We start from the raw sequence: 22,717 nt of genomic DNA on the forward strand, positions 1-22,717 counted from the left end.
TTCTATTTTCGCTACTCTTATTTAAAAAAACTATGAAATTGAACTACAAAGAAATCTCCACCTTAGGAGCGCTTAAGAAAGCGGGTTACCAAACCAAAAGTATCAAAGATGAATTGCGTGATAACCTACGGGAACGAATCAAGTCCGGCGAAGAAACCTTTGCTGGCGTATGGGGTTATGAAAACTCCGTTATTCCAGAATTGGAACGAGCGATTTTATCGCGTCACAATATCAACTTGTTAGGCCTTCGAGGGCAGGCGAAAACACGTTTGGCCCGTTTGATGGTAAATTTATTGGACGAATGGATTCCCCTAGTGGAAAGATCCGAAATAAACGATGATCCCTTACAACCGATGTCCCGTTTTGCGATGCAATTGATCGAGGAAAAAGGGGATGATACTCCCATCGCGTGGTTGCATAGAAACGAGCGTTTTTATGAAAAACTGGCTACGCCAGATGTAACCGTGGCGGATTTGATAGGGGATGTAGACCCCATTAAGGCGGCGAATTTAAAGCTGTCGTATGCCGATGATCGCGTAATCCATTTTGGAATGATTCCGCGTGCGAATCGCTGTATTTTCGTAATCAATGAGTTGCCCGATTTACAGGCGCGCATTCAGGTGTCCCTTTTTAATATTTTGGAGGAGGGCGATATCCAGATCCGTGGATTTAAATTGCGCCTACCGTTGGATATACAATTCGTGTTTACGGCAAATCCCGAAGACTATACCAATCGGGGAAGTATCGTAACTCCCCTAAAGGATAGGATTGGCTCACAAATATTGACCCATTACCCCGACGATATTACTACGGCACGCAAGATTACAGCGCAGGAATCCAAATTGGATGAACGGCAGACCGCTTCGGTCTATGTGCCGGACATTGCAAGGGATTTGTTGGAACAAATTAGTTTCGAGGCACGCAACAGCGAGTATGTTGATGCAAAGAGTGGGGTAAGTGCTCGAACGAGCATTACTGCCTTCGAAAATTTATTGAGTACTGCCGAGCGCAGGGCACTATTAACCGGAGCCGAAAACACTATGGTGCGCCTTAGCGATTTCTTAGGCGTCATTCCTGCCATTACGGGTAAGATCGAGCTAGTCTATGAGGGGGAGCAGGAGGGTGCCGATGGCGTTGCTGCCATATTAATCGATGACGCGGTAAAATCGTTGTTTCCGATGTACTTTCCCAAGATAAACAAATTGGAAAAGAAGGATGCCGAAACACCGTACGATGAACTGTTGCATTGGTTTTTTCAAGGAGAGGGTTTTGAGCTGCTTGATGATTTTACCGATAAGGAATACAAACGCAGCTTGGATAGCATTCCGGAACTGAACCGTCTGTTGAAAGAGCATCAGCCCGATTTTCCTGCGCAGGATACCTATTTTTTAAAGGAACTTGTGCTTTGGGGTCTGGTCGCGCATAAGCGATTGAGCAAAAACAGGTTTACGGAAGGGTATCAGTTCAAAGACCTTTATGGTAGCTTTATAAGTGGTTTGTAATATCAATCCCCGCAATTGCCTAAAAGATAGCGATGAATGATATTGATGTTTTTCAATATGTTGCTGATTTATTATAAAAGGTTTAGCATTTATGTTAGACCTTTTTTTTTGCACAATATCGGGAAAACGACTGGACATTTTGTGTAAACACGAATTTCCAAAATCTAAATGGAAAAAGCCACAACCTATATAGCACTCTATTCTCCAGTGAACGGTCGATTTTAAGAAATCCCCGAACTTATATTAGTGATATAACCATGAGATTGCATAGCCATCTAACTAATCCCAATTATCAACCTGATTCATATCATCGAACTTGTAACCACCAACGTATTTTTTTCGATAAATAATGGTGAGAACGGTAAGGACGATAAGTAGCGTGTAGAGCACCATGATCAAAATGCCAATGGGTTTGAAGGTTTCTGGAATGGTATGGTCTACAAACTTTGATGCACCCACCACTATCAGGACGGTATCGATGAGCTTATAAATGTAGACCAATAAGATGGCATATAGTACATATTCTAAATTGCGCATTTGCGGATCCGCAATTTCTTCCTCCTTTATTTTGAACCATAGTACATATAAAAACGCAAAATGCACCAAAGCGGCTAACGGAAAAATATAATTCTGAAATTTAAAGAAGTAAAATTGGTTGGTATATAAACCGTAAAAGCTGAAAACGATCAAGAGCGCCAAAGTAGCTATTGAAACCACTAGGGCACGTTTCCAAGGAAGGATTTTTAAGGCATATTTCATTGGGGGCACGTATTAAATCTTGGAAAAATCAAGTTCTCGAATTAAAACGGTTTTCATTTGGCTTTATTGAAAAAAATCGATGAACAACAAACCAAAAAAAATCGCACCTTAAAAATTGTAATGCATATGGCATATTTGACTTTCCCTCCTACAAGCCAAAAAAAGAATTCAGCCACGAATTGATTAGCTGTGTAGTTAGCCTTAAAAATACTAAAAAAAGCCCTAGATTTCCCTTAATAATCACCTAATCATAATTCTATCCATGCCGATCAAGAGCTTTAGATACCTTATAAAAGCACAATTTTTAGGATTTCGATACAGCGGATGGCAACAACAACCGGGACAGAAAACCATAGAGGGAATGCTACTGAAAACCTTGAAATTCATCGTGCCCGATCGGGATGTCAAAATACTCGGCGCCGGTAGGACAGACGCAAAAGTTTCCGCTTTGGACTATTATTTTGAACTCTTTGTAAAGGAAAGCGCGATTGATAACCTTTTGGACTTTACGACCCTTTTTAATGAAAACCTTCCCGCCGATATCAGGATAGTAAGGATTTCGCTTGTAGATGCTGATTTCAATATCATTCAAGGTAGCAGATCGAAGGAGTATGTGTACCTATTTTCCTTCGGGGAAAAGAATCATCCATTTTGCGCCCCTTTTATGGCCAACATCATAACGGACTTAAATATCGATTTGATGAAACAGGGCGCTTTGCTGTTTGAAGGAACACACCATTTTTCGGTGTATACGGCCCGATTGCGAAAAAACTCAAAGACCATTCGAACCATAGATAGCTGTCGAATCAAGGAAAACACTTTATTAACGGCTAATTTTTTTCCTCCATTAAGCTATGCGTTACATATATCGGGAGCGGGTTTTATGCGGTATCAAGTACGTATGATCATGGGGGCGCTGATTCAATTGGGAAAAGGGGAGTTGACACTGGAAGAAATCGAATCGTCATTACAAGCGGATAGTGGCATTCAATTGGAATTCGTAGCCCCGGGCTCGGGTCTCTTGTTGAATGCCATCGATTTTAAATAAACCATTTCTTGCTCCCTTTGTATATTTATCGAAAATAGCACACCATGACCACGACCAAGACCGGAAAAAAGAAGCAACCTAAGGCGAAGGCAACATCCAAATTTTCCAAGAAACGAGGCAAGGCGCCAGGAACGGTAACCTACGTCGGTACACGTGAAAAACAAGTAGCCGAAGTACAAATAGTGGCCTATAATGAGCAAGAACAGCGTTCCTATAAGCCACATACCTTAGAGGAGATTATAAATTTTAAGAAGTCCGGTCATATCAGTTGGATCGATATCGCCGGATTGAGCGATGAGCAGTATATCGAGCAGTTGGGAAAGCAGCTAAACCTGAACCCTCTAATATTGGAGGATACGGTAAACGTGAATCAGCGACCAAAAATAGACGAGTACGATGACTATATTTTTGGTGTGTTCAAGATGCTCTATTTGGATAAAAACGATAAAATCGTAACGGAGCACATGGCCATGGTCTTAGTCGAGGATGCGGTGCTCGTATTTCAAGAGGAGCCGTTGGATGATGTTTTTGATGGGGTACGGGAGCGCATACGAACAAAGACCGGTCGTGTGCGTTTTGCTGGGGCCGATTACCTTTTTTTCGCGCTTTTAGACGCTATCGTCGATAACTATTTCATCATATTGGAAAGTATACAGGAACAAATCGAAGGGCTCGAAGAAGAAGTCTATGACAATCCCGTACCGGACGTCGCCAAAAGGATTCAGGCACTAAAAAAAGAGGTAATGCGCCTTCGGAGGTTGATCTTTCCGGTTCGCGAAATGATCGTCCGTTTAATAGAAACAGAGAATCCCTTGATCAAAAAAGAGACCAAGCTTTTTCTGCGCGATGTTTTAGATCATGCCACCGAGATCAATGAGACGCTTCAAATCTATCGGGAGATGAGCATGAGTCTCATGGAAATGTATATGAGCAACATGAGCAACAAAATGAACGAGGTCATGAAGGTGTTGACCATCATGGCATCGATATTCATCCCGCTGACCTTTATCGCCGGTATATACGGTATGAATTTCGATCATATGCCCGAACTTCATACCGAAAATGGCTATTTTGTGGTCTGGGGGGTGATGATTAGCTTGTTCGTAGGCATGCTTTTTTACTTTAAACGAAAGGGTTGGTTATAGACGGCCCTTTTTGGCAGGCCAACTTTTTGTATCTTGTCTGAGGGATAACGTTAACCAAACCATTACTTCTAAACAACGGTTCATGCCATACTGGGCTTACATTACTTTGATTGTTTTGGCAAGTTATATTGTATTGAGTGTGCTGTTGTATTTCTTGCAGGACTACATTATGTTCAAGCCTGAAAAGTTGCCCAAAGATTTTCTGTTTCACTACGATAATCAGGAAATAGAGGAATACAATGTAGAAACCCGCGATGGTGCTGTTATAAACGGACTCCATTTTAAGACCAAGAATCCAAAGGGCATCGTCTTCTATTTAAAGGGAAATTCAAAGAGCATTAAAGGTTGGGGAAAATTTGCCGTAGATTTTACGCGTCATGGCTACGACGTCGTTATGGTCGATTACCGAGGTTTCGGAAAGAGTACGGGCCGCCGAACGCAGAAGGCGGTAAAACGTGACTTACAAATAGTATACAATCAGATTAAGGAAAATGTTTCCGAAAAGTACATCATACTCTATGGTCGCTCTTTGGGATCGGGATTTGCGACCAAACTGGCCTCCATGAACAATCCCCGAATGCTTATTCTGGATGCACCCTACTATAGTCTTACCAAAATGGCCAAGAAATACATTCCTTTCATGCCGTTGTCGCTATTGGTCAAATTTCCTATGCCCACTTATAAATGGTTGCAATACGTACAATGTCCGGTACATATTATCCATGGCACCGATGATAAATTGATTCCGTATAAGACTAGTGTAAAACTCTCCAAGATAAAACCGAAACTGTCTCGATTGTACACGGTAATCGGGGGTGGGCACAAAAATTTGAATACATTTGAATCGTACCATAAAATGCTCGACGAAATCATCAATACGAAACCCAAGCCCACAGACCTCAAAGGTTCGAGCATGGTCCCGAAGAAATTGCAAGAAAAAGAATGAGAAGACTTAAGAAGATTAGCATTGTCTTGGCAGTGCTGTATGTGTTATTGACCATATTGACCTATACCTTTCAAGAAAGACTAATATTTTTCCCGTCTAAGATGCCGATGAATCATCAGTATGATTTTTGTCAGGATTTTGAAGAGTTCAACCTTACCGCCGATGATGGTGCCGTATTGAATGCCGTTCACATCAAACAGGATAGTGCAAAAGGGGTAGCATTATATTTTCATGGAAATTCCGGAAATATCTCCCACTTGATCCACGTGGCCAACCTCATTACCAGAAAAGGGTACGATGCAATTATGGTCGACTACCGCACCTATGGGAAAAGCACCGGTAAAATGAGCGAAGAGGCCCTTAAAAAAGATGCACAATTATTTTATGACCATGCCCTTACGAAATATAAAGAAGAGGAAATCATTCTCTATGGGCGTTCGTTCGGTACGGGTGTGGCAGCTGGTCTGGCCGCTGAGAATTCCCCAAAAAAACTGATTTTGGAATCCCCTTTCTATAGCGCCGTGGCCTTGGGCGAACATCGCTTTCCGATTTTTCCGGTAAACTGGTTGGCTACCTATCGCTTTCCGAGCAACGAATACCTCAAATCGGTCAAATGCCCGATTTACATCTTTCATGGCGACGAGGATTCCGTCATCCCCATTGAACAAGCCCGTAATTTATATGAGGCTATTCCAGGAGACAATAAGAGGTTTTATAAAATAGAAGGCGCAGGGCATAACTATTTGCAGGATTTCGCTGTGTTTCAGAAAGGCATAAACGAGGCGTTTCAATAAATAATTGAATTTTGGGGGATAGCTGGCATATAGATATCAACTGCGATGTAGGTGAAGGCGTCGGTAACGAGCGCGAACTGCTTCCGCTGATTTCGTCTTGTTCCATTGCCTGCGGCGGCCACGCCGGTAACGAAAAATCGATGCGCGAAACCATACGCTTGGCGATGCGTCATAGGGTGAAGATCGGGGCCCATCCCGCTTATCCCGACCGTCAAAATTTTGGAAGGATTTCTATGGATATCTCTAGGGATGCGCTTTCGAAATCCATTCATGAACAGCTGACCACATTTACATCCATCTTAAAGGAAGAAAATGCGATCTTGCACCATATCAAACCACACGGTGCTTTGTACAATGACTTGGCCAAGGATGAGGCCCTTTGTAACACTTTTCTAAAATCGATTGCCATGTACAAATCGGGGAGTGTGCTTTATGTCCCTTTCGGTTCACTAATCGAACAAATGGCAACAATAGAGGGGTTCGGTGTAAAACGAGAGGCATTTGCCGATAGAAATTATGACAATCAACTGCATTTGGTCTCCCGAAAATTTTCTGACGCTGTTTTAACGGAGCCTACCAAAGTCCTAAACCACCTGAAAATGATGGTTACCGAAAAAAAAGTAAGGACCGCTGAAGGGAATCTTATTTCTATACAGGCCGATACGTATTGCATACATGGCGACACACCTGATGCTTTGAAAATATTAACGTATATTTCGCAAAAGTTGCCGGAATTGAACATTACCACTACCAAGTGAACAACTACGAAATTTACATACGGCCCTTTGGCCAACATGCCATACTCGTTGAATGGCCCAACAAGGTCGAGGAAGCTATTTTGGAGGATATTCTTCAATTTATGGCGGTCTTGAGGGAAAAGATGGATTTGCAATCATGGGAACTCGTGCCGGCCTATAATTCCCTTACGTTGATTCGCCGCGATGGTGTAATCGATTTCTCCAAATTTCGCCAACAGATACAAGATTGGTATGGAGCGGAGAGTACCGCAATAAAAAGTGACCGATTTTTATGGAAGCTACCCGTCTGTTACGATTTGGATTTAGGAATCGATTTGACCGAGGTGTCCGAATTTTTGGGAACAGGGGTTCAAGAGGTCATCGCGGCCCATACGGCACATCAATATACGGTTTATGGTATCGGTTTTCTACCGGGCTTTATGTATTTGGGCGGTATCCCCCCAAGCTTAGAAGTGCCGAGAAAGGCAAACCCCCGACTTAAAGTGACGAAAGGATCGGTGGGCCTTGCTGCCAAGCAAACGGGTATTTACCCGCAAGACTCACCAGGAGGGTGGAACATCATCGGGAATTGTTCGGTGCCTATGTTCAATGTAGCCAATGACCCTCCCTGTTTTGTGAGTGTAGGGGATAAGGTACAATTCTATGCCATCGAGCGCGCCGAATATGAACTACATCTTATAGAGGCCGAAGTCGGAATCTACAAAATCGAAAAAATTCCATTGGATGCTTAAAGTACTCAAACCCGGATTCTTCACGACCATTCAGGACACCGGAAGGTTCGGTCTACTGAACAAAGGCGTACCCGTTTCGGGGCAAATGGACTGTATAACGGCAGAAAAAATAAATCTGCTTTTGGAAAACGATCCTACTGCTGCCCTAATGGAGATTACTATGACCGGGCCTACCTTGGAGTTTGAAGCGGATACCTATATCTGTTATGGCGGTTCGGAAATGTCGGTAACCTTGAATAACGAACCGTTGGAGGCATATACGGTTACCAAAGTGAACGAGGGCGATATCCTTTCCTACGGAAGGTTGATAAAAGGATTTCGGAATTACCTTGGTATCAAAAACGGGTTCCAGACCAAAAAAGTTCTGGGGAGTCGTTCTTTTTATTTCCCGTTGACCGAAAAAAACCATATCACGGAACGAATGGAAATCGATTATGAGGCGATTTCCGATTTCAAGCCGATTTTACCGGAATTAAAGGTCGATTCCCATCTCGAGGAAACCGTACTACAGGTTACGCCCGGTCCTGAACACGGGCTGCTCACCGATGATCAATTGAGTGACTTGTTCCAGAACGAGTTCACGGTCGCCAAAGAGAACGACCGTATGGCCTATCAATTGAATTTTAGTATCCCACAACACCATATTTCCATGCTTACCTCGGCCACCATGCCCGGTACGGTGCAACTTACCCCAGCCGGCAAATTGATCATCCTTATGAAAGATGGGCAGACTACGGGCGGCTATCCGAGAATACTACAACTTACCGAGGAGGCCATTGCGATTCTGGCACAAAAAAAATCCGGAGACAAATTATCCTTCGCCTATTTAAGTTCTTGATTTTTTCAGGATTGAAGTTGTTGATCAACCCACTCTTGGAAGCAATTCCAATTTCATTTGCTTTTGTCCGCTTTTTGATATACACTTGTATTCATGAAAGCAGTAGAAGTAAACGTGATTCTAGTTGTCCGCAATAGCGGATGATACGGTTGCGTTCTGCATGTAAAGGCCCGTATCATTAAAAAATGATACGGGCCTTTACTTTTGGAAAAGATTGAATATGGTAGAAATAGGAAGCTATGTGTTTGATATTCAGAACCATAACCGCAATAGCGTACAATTGAATTTAGAATGCCCATGCCAAGATGTTAAATCGGCTTCTTAAAAGCCGATATCTTTGATAATAGGACGTATAAAACAGGACAATAGCACTTTTATGGAATTGAATAAATACAGCAAGAACGTTACTCAAGACCCAACGCAACCGGCAGCTCAAGCGATGTTGTATGCCATCGGTTTTAAGGATGAGGATTTCCTTAAGCCCTTGATCGGTATCGCGAGTACCGGCTATGAAGGTAATCCGTGTAACATGCACTTGAATGATCTGGCCAAGGTGGTCAAGGAAGGGGTCAACTCCAAGGAAACAGTTGGTCTTATATTCAATACTATCGGCATCAGCGATGGTATCTCCATGGGGACGCCTGGAATGCGATTTTCTCTGCCCTCCAGGGACATTATCGCCGATTCTATGGAAGCCGTTGTTCAGGGAATGTCCTACGATGGACTGGTAACGGTGGTTGGCTGTGATAAAAATATGCCCGGAGCCCTAATGGCCATGATACGCTTGAATCGTCCGTCTATTTTAGTATATGGCGGTACTATCGCCTCGGGCTGCCACAATGATAAAAAACTTGATATCGTATCCGCTTTTGAAGCATGGGGCGAGAAGGTAGCCGGCACTATGCCGGAATCGGAGTTCAAATGCATCATCAAAAAATCGGTACCGGGGGCAGGAGCTTGTGGGGGCATGTATACCGCGAATACAATGGCTTCGGCAATTGAAGCGCTGGGGATGGCACTGCCCTACAATTCATCAAACCCGGCCATTAGTGATGACAAAAACGCAGAGTGTCTCGCCGCTGGTAGGCAAATGCGCGTGCTTATCGAAAAAGATATCAAACCCTTGGACATCGTTACACGGAAATCCTTGGAAAATGCCATTCGCTTGGTGACCATAATGGGCGGGTCTACCAACGCCGTATTGCACTTTTTAGCCATTGCCAGAGCAGCTGATATCATATTTACGTTACAGGATTTTCAACACATTAGCGATACGACGCCTTTTATCGCGGACTTGAAACCGAGCGGTAAATATTTAATGGAGGATGTTCACCGTGTGGGTGGTATACCAGCTGTATTAAAGTATTTATTAAAGAACGGATTACTGCATGGGGATTGTTTGACGGTGACCGGAAAGACACTTGCCGAGAACTTGGAAAATGTTCCGGACCTGGAAGAAGGCCAAAACGTAATCATGCCTTTGGACAAGCCTATAAAGGCAACGGGGCATTTGAGAATGCTCTATGGCAACCTTGCGGAGAATGGCTCCGTAGCTAAGATTACCGGTAAAGAAGGACTGCGTTTCGAAGGAACGGCAAAGGTATTCAATAGCGAATACGATGCAAACGATGGTATCCGTCAGGGATTGGTAAAAAAGGGAGATGTGGTGGTCATTCGCTACGAAGGACCCAAAGGTGGACCGGGAATGCCGGAAATGTTAAAGCCTACTGCGGCGATTATGGGTGCCGGTTTAGGAAAAGAAGTGGCCTTAATTACCGATGGAAGATTTTCGGGTGGGACCCATGGCTTTGTTGTGGGACATATTTCCCCCGAAGCACAGGAAGGCGGAACGATTGCTTTGGTCGAAGATGGTGACATCATAACCATTGATGCCGAAACCAATTCCATAAGTGTAAACGTCGATAATGAAGAATTGGCCAAACGCAAGGCCGCTTGGGTAGAACCGGAATTGAAATTTAAGAAGGGTGTGCTCTACAAATATGCCCGTTCGGTGTCATCGGCGGCACAAGGCTGTGTAACGGACGAGTTTTAGGCAACGTGTACCCTTAAAGGGATGTGGGAATGTCTAATGTTTCAGGATGTTCTCAGGATGAAAAGATTGAAATACGTATTGTTCCCTGCAAAGGGGTCGGGGCAGCTCAAAAGAAAGCGCTTCCCGAGGTAGAAATAAGAGAAAATTATAAATCCCTCGCTTGTAAAGAGGGTTTGGAAGAGGACTATGGAAACAGTAAAAGAAAAACAGACCGAAACGAAATCAACCGCAACGCTCAAGATTTCGGGTGCCGAAGCAATTGTTCGGTGCTTATTGGCCGAAGGGGTCGATTTGCTATATGGCTATCCAGGTGGTGCCATCATGCCGGTCTATGACGAATTGTATAAGTTTCAGGACAAACTAACGCACATCCTGACCCGCCATGAGCAAGGGGCGACCCATGCAGCACAGGGCTATGCCCGGGTTTCAGGCAGGGTAGGGGTCGCTATGGCCACCTCGGGGCCGGGAGCGACGAATTTGGTGACCGGTTTGGCCGATGCACAAATCGATTCCACGCCCATGGTTTGTATCACGGGTCAGGTGCCCAGGAAATTATTAGGCTCCGATGCGTTTCAAGAAACCGATATTATCGGTATCTCGACTCCGGTCACCAAATGGAATTATCAAATTACCAAAGCCTCGGAAATTCCGGAAATCATGGCGAAGGCCTTTTACATTGCCAAATCAGGGCGCCCAGGTCCGGTGTTAATCGATATTACCAAAAATGCCCAGTTCGACGAATTTGAATTCTCCTATGAAAAATGCAAAGGGGTACGAAGTTATACTCCAGATCCAAAACCCAATGTAGGTTCGATCGAGGCGGCTGCCGAATTAATGAACAACGCCAAAAGGCCAATGATCGTCTGGGGGCAAGGTGTGATTCTAGGGCAGGCAGAGTCGGCATTAAGGGCGGTTATCGAAAAGTCCGGCATACCTGCCGCTTGGACGATAATGGGTGAATCGGCTATTCCTACATCACATCCGCTCAATGTGGGTATGGTAGGAATGCATGGTAATTACGGACCGAATGTATTAACGAATGAGTGTGATGTCCTGATCGCTATCGGAATGCGGTTTGATGATCGGGTAACCGGCAATTTGGATACCTATGCCAAACAGGCCAAGGTGATTCACTTTGAGATCGACCCGGCGGAAATCAACAAGAACGTCAATGCCGATGTCGCGGTTCTAGGAAACTCCAAAGCAACGCTGGAGTTGTTGTTGCCATTGCTCCATGCGAACACCCATGCCGATTGGCATAATGAGTTTAAGAAGCGGCACGACATTGAATTCGATGCAGTGATTCAAAACGATATCCACCCGACCAAGGAAGGTTTGACGATGGGGGAAGTTATTGAGGAAATCAATTTGGCTTCGAATAATAATGCTGTAATCGTTACGGATGTCGGGCAACACCAGATGATCGCCTGCCGTTATGCCAAATTCGAACAATCCAAAAGCAACATCACCTCTGGCGGCTTAGGTACCATGGGCTTTGCACTTCCGGCCGCGATTGGGGCCAAGCAGGGCGCGATGGACCGGGAAGTGGTCGCCATTATTGGTGACGGTGGCTTTCAAATGACCCTTCAGGAACTGGGTGTCATTTTTCAGCATCAGATTCCCGTAAAGATCGTGGTCTTGAACAACGACCATTTGGGCATGGTACGCCAGTGGCAAGAACTGTTTTTTGATAAGCGCTATGCGTCAACGGTGATGGTGAATCCGGATTTTGTAAAAATCGCGGAAGGCTATCATATCGAATCAAAACGGGTGAGTAAACGGGAAGCGTTGAAAGCTACCATTCAAGAGATGATCGCTTCCGACAAACCCTACTTTTTAGAAGTAAAAGTGGAAAAAGAGGATAATGTGTTCCCCATGATTCCGTCCGGGGCCTCGGTTTCCGACATCCGATTAAAATAAGTCATCCAGAACAGGTTTTTTTGATAGTATTGAGAAAGATAGGAATTGCACTAAAATGAACGATTCGAACATACGGGACATGCCAACGATACATTCGGAGATTGCCCGTAAATCCAAGGAAATCGGATTTGCAATGCCGTCGGATGTGTATATCGGGACGCTGTTAAAGACCTTGATTTCAAGCAAACCGGCAGGGAAATTTCTAGAACTGGGAACTGGAATAGGATTGTCTTTGTCTTGGATGCGCGATGGAATGGATGAAAACAGTAGCTTGATATCGGTAGACAATGACCCGGAGCTGATAGCGATTGCAGAGCAATATTTTGGAAAGGATGAGCGTATCGAAATACTTTGCGAAGATGGCTCGGAATGGATCAAGAAATATAAAGGCCGTGCCTTCGACCTTGTTTTTGCCGATGCATGGCCAGGAAAGTATAGCGAATTGGACGAAATTCTAGGGTTGATAAAAGTAGGCGGGTTTTACATCATCGACGATATGACCGCCCAACCGAATTGGCCTGAAGGTCATGAGGAACATGTAGACGGATTGATATCCTATCTGGAGCATCGGTCGGATTTTAATTTGACCAAGATGAACTGGTCGACAGGAGTGATCGTAGCGGTAAAAACAAAGTAGAAACACTGTCACCTTAGGACGATTCGCGGTAGGCGTGCCCGGGGTAACATGAATGGATTATGCAGCAATTGGCACACAAATGGGATGCGAAATTATACAACGATAAACATTCGTATGTATACGATTACGGTGAATCCCTAATCGGTTTACTCGATCCGCAGCCCAATGAAAGAATCCTAGATTTAGGGTGTGGTTCGGGGGAACTGACTTGCAAAATAAAGGAACTCGCCGGAGAGGTTGTCGGGATGGACAAGTCCATCGACATGATTGAAAAGGCGCGATTACAGTATCCGCTCATTGATTTTCAAGTCGGTGACGCGAGTGATTTTTATGTAGACAAACCTTTTGACGCCATTTTTTCGAACGCCACCCTACACTGGGTAGCCAAATATAGAGAAGCGATCAATTGTCTTTATTGCAGTTTGGAACAAGGAGGACGTCTAGTAGTCGAGTTCGGTGGTAAGGATAATGTTCGAGCCATAACCGATCAGCTGTGTACATCCCTGTTAAAAAGAGGCTATACGCAACAAGCCGAGGTGGTACTTTGGTATTTTCCTTCTGTAGGGGAATATACGACCGCCTTGGAAGCTTCGGGATTCACGGTTACTTTTGCGCAATGGTACGACCGTCTGACGGAACTGGCGGATGAACAAACGGGCATCAAAGATTGGCTTGCAATATTCAGCCGCCCTTTTTTTACAGGCGTACCGGATTCGGATGTTCCGGAAATTATGAACGAGGTTCAGGAGCGGTTAAAACCGAAATTGTTTAGAAATGGCAAATGGTATGCGGATTATAAAAGAATTCGAATAGTGGCATATAAATAAGACACCCTCACCTAAGCGCTGCCTTCGGTCCATTTCCAAAGGACGAATCGGCAGGAGGAAAGGGCGTTACAAAGTATAAAAGACAAGTTTTCGAAGGAGCCTGTCTGAAGCGAAACCGAAAGGTTAAAATTGAAATTATAAGGAGCAACAATGGCAAAACAATGGTTCACCATTTCGGTATATTCCGAAAACAATGTGGGTTTACTGAATAGGATATCGGGTATATTCTTAAAGCGACACATTAACATAGAAAGTCTAAACGTTTCAAAATCAGAAATTGACTACGTGTCAAAATTTACCATTGTGGTGAATACTACCGAAAAGTGGGTACACAATATCGTAGGGCAAATCGAAAAGCAAATCGAAGTCATCAAAGCGTTCTATCATACAGACGAGGAAACGATCTATCAAGAATCGGCCCTGTTCAAGATCGATTCCGCTTTGTTGTTCGACGAACGTCAAATACAAAATATCATCAAAGAGAGCAATTCGCAAATCGTGACCGTGGGGCGTGATTTTTTCGTGCTTGCCAAATCGGGCCGTCGAAACGAAATCGATGAAATGCACGACCAATTAAAGCCCTATGGCATTATGCAGTTTGTACGCTCAGGCCGTATCGCCGTTTCAAAGGACGAAATGCAGATTTCGGCGATGCTCGAGGACTTTAAACAGAATTAAACAAATACTTTCTGATGGCCTTTGGGCTTCAAGAAAAATGCTACTAGCACCAAAATCAATATAATTAACGAGAACATTAACAAATCCCTATCCTAACTGAAATCAAACCATTCTCCGGTTTACTTGCCGGAAAAGGATAGTTTCAGCTGAAGTCTAGGGATAAAAACAAAAATCACTTATTCATGGCAAATTATTTTAATACACTATCACTTAGAGATCAACTAACACAGCTCGGAAAGTGCAGATTCATGGAATCCAGCGAATTTGCAGATGGTGTATCCGCTTTAAAAGGAAAGAAAATCGTCATCGTCGGTTGTGGGGCCCAGGGCCTGAACCAAGGATTGAATATGCGTGATTCCGGTTTGGATATCGCGTATACGCTGCGGGAGTCGGCAATTAATGAAAAAAGACAATCGTACATCAACGCCACTGAAAACGGATTCACGGTAGGCACCTATGAGGAGCTGATACCCAGTGCCGACCTGGTAGTCAATCTTACCCCTGACAAACAACATACCGCGGTCGTTACGGCCATTATGCCTTTGATGAAACAGGGAGCGACCTTGTCCTATTCCCACGGATTCAATATCGTTGAGGAGGGCATGCAGATTCGTGAAGACCTTACGGTCATTATGGTGGCGCCCAAATGTCCAGGTTCCGAAGTGCGTGAGGAGTACAAAAGAGGTTTCGGTGTCCCGACCTTGATTGCTGTGCATCCGGACAATGACCCCCAAGGAAAAGGGTTGGAGCAGGCTAAGGCCTATGCCGTAGGTACCGGAGGCCATAGGGCAGGTGTCCTGATGTCTTCGTTCGTCGCCGAGGTGAAATCCGATCTCATGGGAGAACAGACCATTCTCTGCGGGTTATTGCAGACGGGAAGTATTCTGTGTTTTGATAAAATGATCGAGAAAGGAATCGATGCGGGCTACGCGTCCAAATTGATCCAATACGGATGGGAAACCATTACCGAGGGCATGAAGTATGGTGGCATCACCAATATGATGGACCGCCTATCGAATCCCGCCAAAGTAAAGGCTTTTGAATTGGCAGAAGAACTAAAGAACATCATGCGTCCCCTTTTTCACAAACATATGGACGATATCATGACCGGCCATTTCTCCAAAACGATGATGGAGGACTGGGCGAATGACGACAAGAATTTATTGAAATGGCGGGCCGCTACGGGAGAAACCGCTTTCGAAAAAACCCCGGCCGGCAATCATGAAATCAGCGAACAGGAATTTTACGACAATGGCGTATTGATGGTTGCGATGGTGCGGGCAGGTGTCGAGCTGGCCTTTGAATCGATGACCGAATCCGGCATCATTGCCGAATCGGCCTATTACGAATCGTTACATGAAACGCCACTTATTGCCAATACGATAGCCAGAAAAAAACTGTTTGAAATGAACCGTGTCATTTCCGATACCGCGGAGTACGGTTGCTATTTGTTCGATCACGCCTGTAAACCCTTGTTGGCGGATTTTATGACTAAGATTGATACGGACGTTATCGGCAAAGCCTATGGAAAAGGAAATCATGTAGACAACGCCAAACTGATAACGGTAAATAAGGCCCTAAGGGAGCATCCTGTGGAAATCGTAGGTGCACGCCTACGAGAGTCGATGACCGCAATGAAACCAATCGTATAAGAATATAGCGCGGCTGTCTAAAAGTCTGATTCTTTACTATTTGTCCCATCGAGCGCAGTCGAGATGTTTTGAACCCCAGTGGTCTTCTTAACTGCGCCGGCCTGCTGGCATTGCAGGCTAGAAATGACAGTTTAGTAGCCAATTTAGACAGCCTTTTTTTACTTGTTTTCTTATCCTGCTGCATCAAAAATAGTGAAGCGACGCTACATGCGGAATCAAGATGGTAAGATACCGACACCGTATACGGCAGTGCTAGAAAGGAGAGTACCTTTTCACATTACGAATGGGAAATCTTCAAAAACCAGCAGTTCGGTTTTGAATGTGATTTGCTATAAATATTATTTGCAATTAGGTTATATAGTCCATAATTTTTACTAAACCCATAAACCCATAAACCCATAAACCCATAAACCACTAACTCACTAAATCACTAACTTAATAACCCAATAACCCAGTAGTAACCCAAACAGCCCCGAAACATTAAAAAACAAGCTATGAGCAGCACAACGAACACCATCCCCGCCGAATACCAAATCACCGAAACCATTGACCAACGCCATTACCTTGTAGGTGGCGAGCTCAAGGAATGGAAAGGGAACACCACCGAAGTACATTCCACCATTTCCTCCACCGAAAACTATGCGCCGACCTTGCTGGGGAGCATTCCCGATATGGGAGAGCCCGAAGCAATGGACGCGCTGCAAGCGGCCTTAAAGGCCTACGGGAAAGGACAAGGTGCCTGGCCGACGATGCATGTAAAGGACCGTATTTCGTGTATGGAGGTTTTTGTGGGGAAGATGAAAACGAAACGCCAGGAAATCGTGAAACTACTCATGTGGGAAATTGGTAAATCCTTGCCTGATTCGGAAAAAGAGTTCGACCGTACCGTTGAATATATTAACGATACCATTGAGGATTACAAGGAATTGGATCGCACTGCCGCAAAATTTCAGAAGCAAAGTGGGGTATATGCCCATATCAAAAGAGGGCCGCTCGGCGTGGTGTTGTGCTTGGGACCCTATAACTATCCCTTAAACGAAACCTTTGCCTTGTTGATTCCCGCGATTATTATGGGGAATACCACTATTTTTAAACCGGCCAAACACGGGGTGTTGTTGATTACGCCTCTGTTGGAAGCCTTCCAATCCAGTTTTCCGAAGGGTGTCGTCAATATCATTTTCGGAAGGGGTAGGGCAGTAGCGGCTCCCATCATGCAAACCGGAAAAGTAGATGTGCTGGCCTTGATCGGAAATAGTAAATCGGCGAATGCCCTGCAGGATCAACACCCAAAAAGCAACCGTTTACGCCTAGTATTGGGCTTGGAGGCCAAAAATCCGGCGATCATACTGCCCGATGCCGATATGGAGTTGACCTTGGACGAGGTGATTGCAGGAACGCTATCGTTTAACGGACAGCGGTGTACGGCCCTAAAAGTGGTCTACGTACATGATGACATTAAAGAGCAATTCAACAGCAAGTTCGCCCAACGGGTAGATGCGCTTAAATTCGGAAATCCATGGGACGAAGGTGTAAAACTGACCCCGCTTCCAGAACCTCAAAAACCAGCCTACGTTCAGGAACTTATTGATGATGCAGTGGCCAAAGGCGCTAAAATATTGAATAAAAAGGGAGGGCAACATTTTGACAATTACATCTGGCCAGCAGTGCTTTATCCGGTCACCAAGGATATGCGAGTATACCAAGAAGAGCAGTTCGGCCCGATCATTCCCTTGGTACCTTTTTCCAATATCGAAGAGCCCTTGGATGATATGGCGGAAAGTAACTATGGACAACAAGTAAGCCTCTTTGGAAAGGATGTCTATGCCCTAGCACCCTTGATCGATACCTTGGTCAATCTGGTATGTCGGGTCAACCTGAACAGCTCCTGCCAACGGGGTCCAGATGTTTACCCCTTTACGGGAAGGAAAGATTCCGCCCAAGCAACCTTGAGTGTACATGATGCATTACGCTCGTTTTCGATACGGACCTTTGTTGCCTTCAAGGACAATGAACTTAACAATGAGGTTATCGAACAATTGTTGGAAGCCAAGTTGAGCAACTTCGTCAGTACGGACTATATTCTGTAAGTTTTTTAGCCGTCTTAGCACAAACACCTGCTTTAGGTTTCCTAAAAAAATCCATATCTTGAATTTCAAAGATTAACTATAAACACACCAGAACACTAGAACATGAAAAGAGCAATTTTAAGGGCGGCTACCTTTGTAGCGGTATGCCTGATTTTTACAAGCACCCACGCGCAGGTCGAAGGCAGTACGGAAATCGATAGTGTGGCCGCCAGTACGACCGTACAAAACGATAGTTTATCAAATAATCTGGCAATGCAAACCGATACCGCGTTTGAAAATAACAAACGATGGTTTTTTGGCTGTGGCTTCGGATTGAATTTCGTCGGGGGTACCAGTCTAAGCCTTTCCCCGAATGTAAATTATTTGGTCAGTGAAAAGGTGAGTATCGGAGTCGGACTCCAGGGCAATTACATTTCCATCAAGGACGTACAAAGCACTACGACCATCGGGGGGAACATCATCGCGCAATACACCCCGGTCAGGATGTTGACCACCTTGCTCGAATTCAGCCAATTGAATGTTTCTACGAAACGGGAAACCCTTGCTGGGGAAGTTAAGGATGACTTTTGGGAATCCGCCTTGTTCGTCGGGGCAGGCCTGAACGTCTCCCGAAATATTTCCTTGGGCGTAAAGTATAATCTGCTCTACGATAGTGATGAAAGTGTGTATACCAGCCCGATACTTCCCTTCGTCAACGTGAATTTCTAGCGCGAAGTGGCCTACACAATCCCGGCGAAACCGAAATAGACAACGTATCGGGCACGGATGAATTCAGCCGTATTCGCGTTTCAAATGGAACATCAACTATCGCATCAGGCAATTAAAACAGTACAATGCAGCGTTCTAAAATCTTGGTGGGAGCGGTAGGCGTGGTAGTGCTTTTGGCCATTGGCCTGGCTTCCATGACGATGGCAACGGAAACGGACGCGTCTCAGGATACGGCTTCAGGCCCTACGCCGGTAGCACTTCAAAAGGAGCAGGAAAAGGCACGAAAGTATGCTTCCCGAAAGCTGGAATTACAGAAAGCCTTACGGCGCTATTTCGAAAAAGCGATACAATCGGGTGAAATCGTCGGTGCAGGCGTCAGTATCGTCAAAGGGGATTCCATAGTCATTTCCGATGGTTTTGGAAAACGCAAAAGTAGCGAAGCTAAAAAAGTTAACGGGGAAACTGTTTTTCGATTGGGTTCCTTGTCCAAGGGTTTTGCCGGTCTTTTGGCGGCGGATTTAAAGTCGGAGGGTAAAATCGATTGGCAGGACAAACTCACCGATTACCTTCCTGAATTCCAGTTGGGCGACGAAGCGAATACGGCCAACATCAAGATTTCCCATATATTATCGCACAGTTCGGGCACGCCCTACCATAGTTTTACCAATCTAGTGGAAGCAGGACTCTCCCCAGCGGAAATCGCCAAGCGCTTTCATGAGGTCCGTCCGCAAAATGTACCCGGGAAACAATACAGCTATCAGAATGCCATGTTCGCGCTCTCGCAAGAGGTGGTGCGAAAAGCGACAGGAAAGGACGTGAAATCGGCTTTACAAACCCGATTCTTCACTCCCTTGGGCATGGAGACGACTTCCATGGACCATAAAACATTGCAAGAAACCGAGAATGTGGCGGTACCCCATGGAAAGGCCAAAAACGGCTGGAGGAGTTTGCCGCTAAAGGACAGGTATTATAACGCCGTGGTCGCAGGCGGCATTGACGCAAGTGCGCTCGATATGGCCAAATGGATGCGGTTTATTTTGGGCCATAATCCGGAAGTCATGACCGCGGAAGCCATCGCCGAAGTCTTTCAGCCGGTCATCGAACTGAGGGCAAACAACAAATACTACCAACGTTGGCCGGGGCATGTCACCTCTTCGTACGGCTATGGTTGGCGCATACATCAATTTAAGGATACGGAGACCGATAAAGATTATACCATCTGGCATCATGGCGGGAGTGTCAACAACTATAGAAACGAAATCGCCATCTATCCCGAAGCTGACTTGGGCATTTGTGTTTTGCTCAATGGAAACTCCAGGTTGGCCAGCACCGTCATTCCGGATGTGCATCGCCTAATCAAAAACATTTACAACTAGTATCTGGATAAGTCTAACTTCCAGCAAAGGGACTCCCAAAGATACCCACGCTCAGTTCGGCCCAAATAAGGAACAAGAGTAGCGCGATCAAAAGAACCAGGAGTATTTTTTTCTTTCTCGTCATATCCGTAGGATGAATTCCCAATATGCAAGGATTTATTTTAAAACACACGTCAGCTTACAAAAACTATATAAAGAATAAAAGTTGAGTTGCCATTTAAAACCTCCCAAAAAATAACCCATTAACCCACCAACAAACTAACCCACTAAAAATCTAAACCAACAACCTACTAAAATACTATCCCACTTACTAACCCAATAACCCATTAACCCACAAACTCTCCAACCCACCGACCCACTAACACACTGTCTCACTAACCCACTAAATCACTATCCCACTAACCCACTAACCAACCCAATAGCAATTAACCCAATACTCTATACAAACCCTTGCTCCCCTCAAAAAACCGCCAACAAAATAGCCACATAATGACAAACAGCGGCAGCCAGAACGAAAAAGTGCCATACGGCGTGACTGTACGGATATCGATCCCATAGGTAAAAAATGACCCCTACCAGGTACATCGCACATCCAATCAGGATCATGGTAAGGATATCGGAAGGGATATTTTCAAAGAAGGTCCGTCCCCCGACCACCATAATTCCGCCCATCGCGATATAAACCAGCGTTGAAATAATCCGGAACCTGCCCGTAAAAAATATCTGAAAAATGATGCCCAAGGCGGTGAGGCCCCATAAAATGGAGAGCAGGCTAATGCCAAAGGCACTATTCATATAAATCAATAGAAATGGGGTATAGGTTCCCGCGATCAGGAAATAGATGCTGATATGGTCCAGGATTTCGAAGATACGTTTGGCCTGTACGTGCTGAAAACCGTGGTATAGCGTCGAGCAGGTAAACAATTGTAAAAAACAAAAGCCGTAGACCGCCGCCCCGATAATGCCGGGAGTATTGTCACTCTTAATGGCAAAAGCGATCAAGATCGGAATGCTGACCACCCCGAAAATAATCCCGAAACCGTGTACGATACTGTTGACCAGTTCTTGTTTGATCGGGGTAATGGACTCATAAGGACGCATAAGCAATGGATTTGGGTAATTCGTAAATACAAGCGGCTTGGGTAAAGGTACTGAAACAAGGGCGACCGTGTTAGTTCAGCGCATTCAATCATCGATTGGAAATGAAATAAAAAAAGTCAGTCGGTATTCGATGGCATTACAAAGCGGATGGCATTGGGCAGTATGCTGAATGTGGCCGGGACAAGGCCTACGTACTCGCCATCGGCTTCGATACCACAGGCATCGCTACTTTCGACACGTACTTCTTTGGCGGTATGATAGTGTACCTGCGGATGGGCGATTTTTATCCCCTTTTTTAATTTACCGATATTTCTAAGGTAATCCCAAATGCTCAAATCGCCGAATAAGGCAAGCTGCAACTGTCCGTCAGAAAGCTGGGCCTCTGGGGCGATACATATGGCATTGCCAAAAAAGCGCCCGTTGGCCACGGCCATTTGCAACAATTTGCCTTCCCATGTCCAGTTGTTACTGCTACAACGGATCGTTTTCTTGGTATAGCGAAAAAAGGTTTTGATGATTTGCTGGAAGTACTGAAAGCCGGGCCCGAACCAGCTGGAGGACCGTTCCAAACCTTGTACCACTTCCGGCCCGAGTCCCAAGCTTGCGATATTGATAAAATAGCGGCTTTCCTGAGTGTCATGCAGATAAATTTTACCGAGGTCGATGGGTCTGGTGGAATTGGATCGTATCAGCTGAAAGAGGGCCTCAATGGAACTGGAAAGCCCCGCCGTTCTGGCAAAATCATTGGCCGACCCCTGCGGAAGCAGTCCGACCGCTGGGTAGGCACTTGCCGGAAGGCTACTTTGCAACAGGCCGTTGATGACTTCATGCAAGGTACCGTCGCCCCCGACGGCGATGATAACATCGCAGCCCTCCGTAACCGCTTGGTGGGTCAAATCGATGGCGTGTTGTTTCCGTTGGGTATGATGAAATTGTACACTGCCAATATTCGCCTGTCGCGCATACTGCTCCAGCTTCGGAAGCACCTTTTTAAAGCGGTTATTCTTGTTGTTGACGACAAAGACGATTTTCATACTGCGGCTACGGATTTCTAAGGTAAGCTAATCTTCCGAACAATAAATTGCAGCAATATCCCGATTGGCGTTTTAGCAACGGCTTAATCGTTCACGAAAAAATATTGGAAGACAGTTGGTTCA

At 45.0% G+C, this 22,717-nt stretch carries 20 protein-coding genes; 17 read left to right on the forward strand and 3 right to left on the reverse strand.

What is annotated here, in order from left to right; translation table 11 throughout:
• The first annotated feature begins 32 nt into the window (after positions 1-32).
• On the forward strand, positions 33-1,502 hold the full coding sequence (locus FGM00_RS06885) for an AAA family ATPase (protein WP_138852186.1): 1,470 nt from the start codon (positions 33-35) through the stop codon (positions 1,500-1,502).
• Between the two features lie 279 nt (positions 1,503-1,781).
• Here FGM00_RS06885 and FGM00_RS06890 read toward each other — a convergent pair whose 3' ends face one another.
• Positions 1,782-2,261, reverse strand: coding sequence for a hypothetical protein (locus tag FGM00_RS06890; RefSeq protein WP_138852187.1), 480 nt, complete (start codon positions 2,259-2,261; stop codon positions 1,782-1,784).
• Between the two features lie 262 nt (positions 2,262-2,523).
• Here FGM00_RS06890 and FGM00_RS06895 point away from each other — a divergent pair, with 262 nt between their 5' ends.
• The 16 genes from FGM00_RS06895 (at position 2,524) to FGM00_RS06970 (ending at position 20,459) form a co-directional block, all read left to right on the forward strand.
• Positions 2,524-3,309, forward strand: coding sequence for a tRNA pseudouridine synthase A (locus tag FGM00_RS06895; protein WP_138852188.1), 786 nt, complete (start codon positions 2,524-2,526; stop codon positions 3,307-3,309).
• Positions 3,310-3,353: 44 nt separating this feature from the next.
• A complete protein-coding gene (gene corA, locus FGM00_RS06900) occupies positions 3,354-4,454 on the forward strand; it encodes a magnesium/cobalt transporter CorA (RefSeq protein ID WP_138852189.1) in 1,101 nt (366 codons plus the stop codon).
• An 82-nt stretch (positions 4,455-4,536) separates the two neighbouring features.
• A complete protein-coding gene (locus tag FGM00_RS06905) occupies positions 4,537-5,400 on the forward strand; it encodes an alpha/beta hydrolase (protein WP_138852190.1) in 864 nt (287 codons plus the stop codon).
• Positions 5,397-6,194, forward strand: coding sequence for an alpha/beta hydrolase (locus FGM00_RS06910; RefSeq protein WP_138852191.1), 798 nt, complete (start codon positions 5,397-5,399; stop codon positions 6,192-6,194). The genes FGM00_RS06905 and FGM00_RS06910 overlap by 4 nt, the downstream gene beginning before the upstream one ends.
• Positions 6,195-6,205: 11 nt before the next feature.
• Positions 6,206-6,952, forward strand: coding sequence for a 5-oxoprolinase subunit PxpA (gene pxpA, locus FGM00_RS06915; RefSeq protein WP_236262958.1), 747 nt, complete (start codon positions 6,206-6,208; stop codon positions 6,950-6,952).
• The gene (gene pxpB, locus FGM00_RS06920) at positions 6,949-7,683 is read left to right on the forward strand and encodes a 5-oxoprolinase subunit PxpB (RefSeq protein ID WP_138852192.1); all 735 of its coding nucleotides are present in this window, start codon (positions 6,949-6,951) and stop codon (positions 7,681-7,683) included. The genes pxpA and pxpB overlap by 4 nt, the downstream gene beginning before the upstream one ends.
• The gene (locus FGM00_RS06925) at positions 7,676-8,521 is read left to right on the forward strand and encodes a 5-oxoprolinase subunit C family protein (protein ID WP_138852193.1); all 846 of its coding nucleotides are present in this window, start codon (positions 7,676-7,678) and stop codon (positions 8,519-8,521) included. Before pxpB ends, FGM00_RS06925 begins: the two co-directional genes overlap by 8 nt.
• A gap of 376 nt (positions 8,522-8,897) precedes the next feature.
• On the forward strand, positions 8,898-10,574 hold the full coding sequence (gene ilvD, locus FGM00_RS06930; RefSeq protein WP_138852194.1) for a dihydroxy-acid dehydratase: 1,677 nt from the start codon (positions 8,898-8,900) through the stop codon (positions 10,572-10,574).
• A gap of 186 nt (positions 10,575-10,760) precedes the next feature.
• Positions 10,761-12,494, forward strand: a complete 1,734-nt coding sequence (gene ilvB / locus FGM00_RS06935; RefSeq protein ID WP_138852195.1) for a biosynthetic-type acetolactate synthase large subunit — start codon at positions 10,761-10,763, stop codon at positions 12,492-12,494.
• Positions 12,495-12,549: 55 nt separating this feature from the next.
• Entirely contained in the window at positions 12,550-13,131 is a 582-nt protein-coding gene (locus FGM00_RS06940) for an O-methyltransferase (protein WP_138852196.1), read from the forward strand.
• Positions 13,132-13,190: 59 nt separating this feature from the next.
• Positions 13,191-13,958 (forward strand): methyltransferase domain-containing protein, encoded by a 768-nt coding sequence (locus FGM00_RS06945; protein WP_138852197.1) that lies wholly within the window; start codon positions 13,191-13,193, stop codon positions 13,956-13,958.
• Positions 13,959-14,108: 150 nt separating this feature from the next.
• Positions 14,109-14,636, forward strand: a complete 528-nt coding sequence (ilvN, locus tag FGM00_RS06950; RefSeq protein ID WP_138852198.1) for an acetolactate synthase small subunit — start codon at positions 14,109-14,111, stop codon at positions 14,634-14,636.
• Positions 14,637-14,818: 182 nt separating this feature from the next.
• Positions 14,819-16,288 (forward strand): ketol-acid reductoisomerase, encoded by a 1,470-nt coding sequence (gene ilvC / locus FGM00_RS06955; protein WP_138852199.1) that lies wholly within the window; start codon positions 14,819-14,821, stop codon positions 16,286-16,288.
• A 494-nt stretch (positions 16,289-16,782) separates the two neighbouring features.
• Complete coding sequence (locus FGM00_RS06960) at positions 16,783-18,375, forward strand: NADP-dependent glyceraldehyde-3-phosphate dehydrogenase (protein WP_138852200.1); 1,593 nt, start codon at positions 16,783-16,785, stop codon at positions 18,373-18,375.
• A gap of 102 nt (positions 18,376-18,477) precedes the next feature.
• A complete protein-coding gene (locus FGM00_RS06965) occupies positions 18,478-19,083 on the forward strand; it encodes a hypothetical protein (protein ID WP_138852201.1) in 606 nt (201 codons plus the stop codon).
• A 125-nt stretch (positions 19,084-19,208) separates the two neighbouring features.
• The gene (locus FGM00_RS06970) at positions 19,209-20,459 is read left to right on the forward strand and encodes a serine hydrolase domain-containing protein (RefSeq protein WP_138852202.1); all 1,251 of its coding nucleotides are present in this window, start codon (positions 19,209-19,211) and stop codon (positions 20,457-20,459) included.
• Positions 20,460-20,918: 459 nt separating this feature from the next.
• Here FGM00_RS06970 and trhA read toward each other — a convergent pair whose 3' ends face one another.
• Both trhA and FGM00_RS06980 read right to left on the reverse strand, forming a co-directional pair.
• A complete protein-coding gene (trhA, locus tag FGM00_RS06975; protein WP_138852203.1) occupies positions 20,919-21,560 on the reverse strand; it encodes a PAQR family membrane homeostasis protein TrhA in 642 nt (213 codons plus the stop codon).
• Positions 21,561-21,676: 116 nt separating this feature from the next.
• Positions 21,677-22,594, reverse strand: coding sequence for a diacylglycerol/lipid kinase family protein (locus tag FGM00_RS06980; protein ID WP_138852204.1), 918 nt, complete (start codon positions 22,592-22,594; stop codon positions 21,677-21,679).
• Between the last annotated feature and the right edge of the window lie 123 nt (positions 22,595-22,717).

The organism is Aggregatimonas sangjinii, assembly GCF_005943945.1.
GTDB classification, from domain to species: Bacteria; Bacteroidota; Bacteroidia; order Flavobacteriales; family Flavobacteriaceae; genus Pelagihabitans; species Pelagihabitans sangjinii.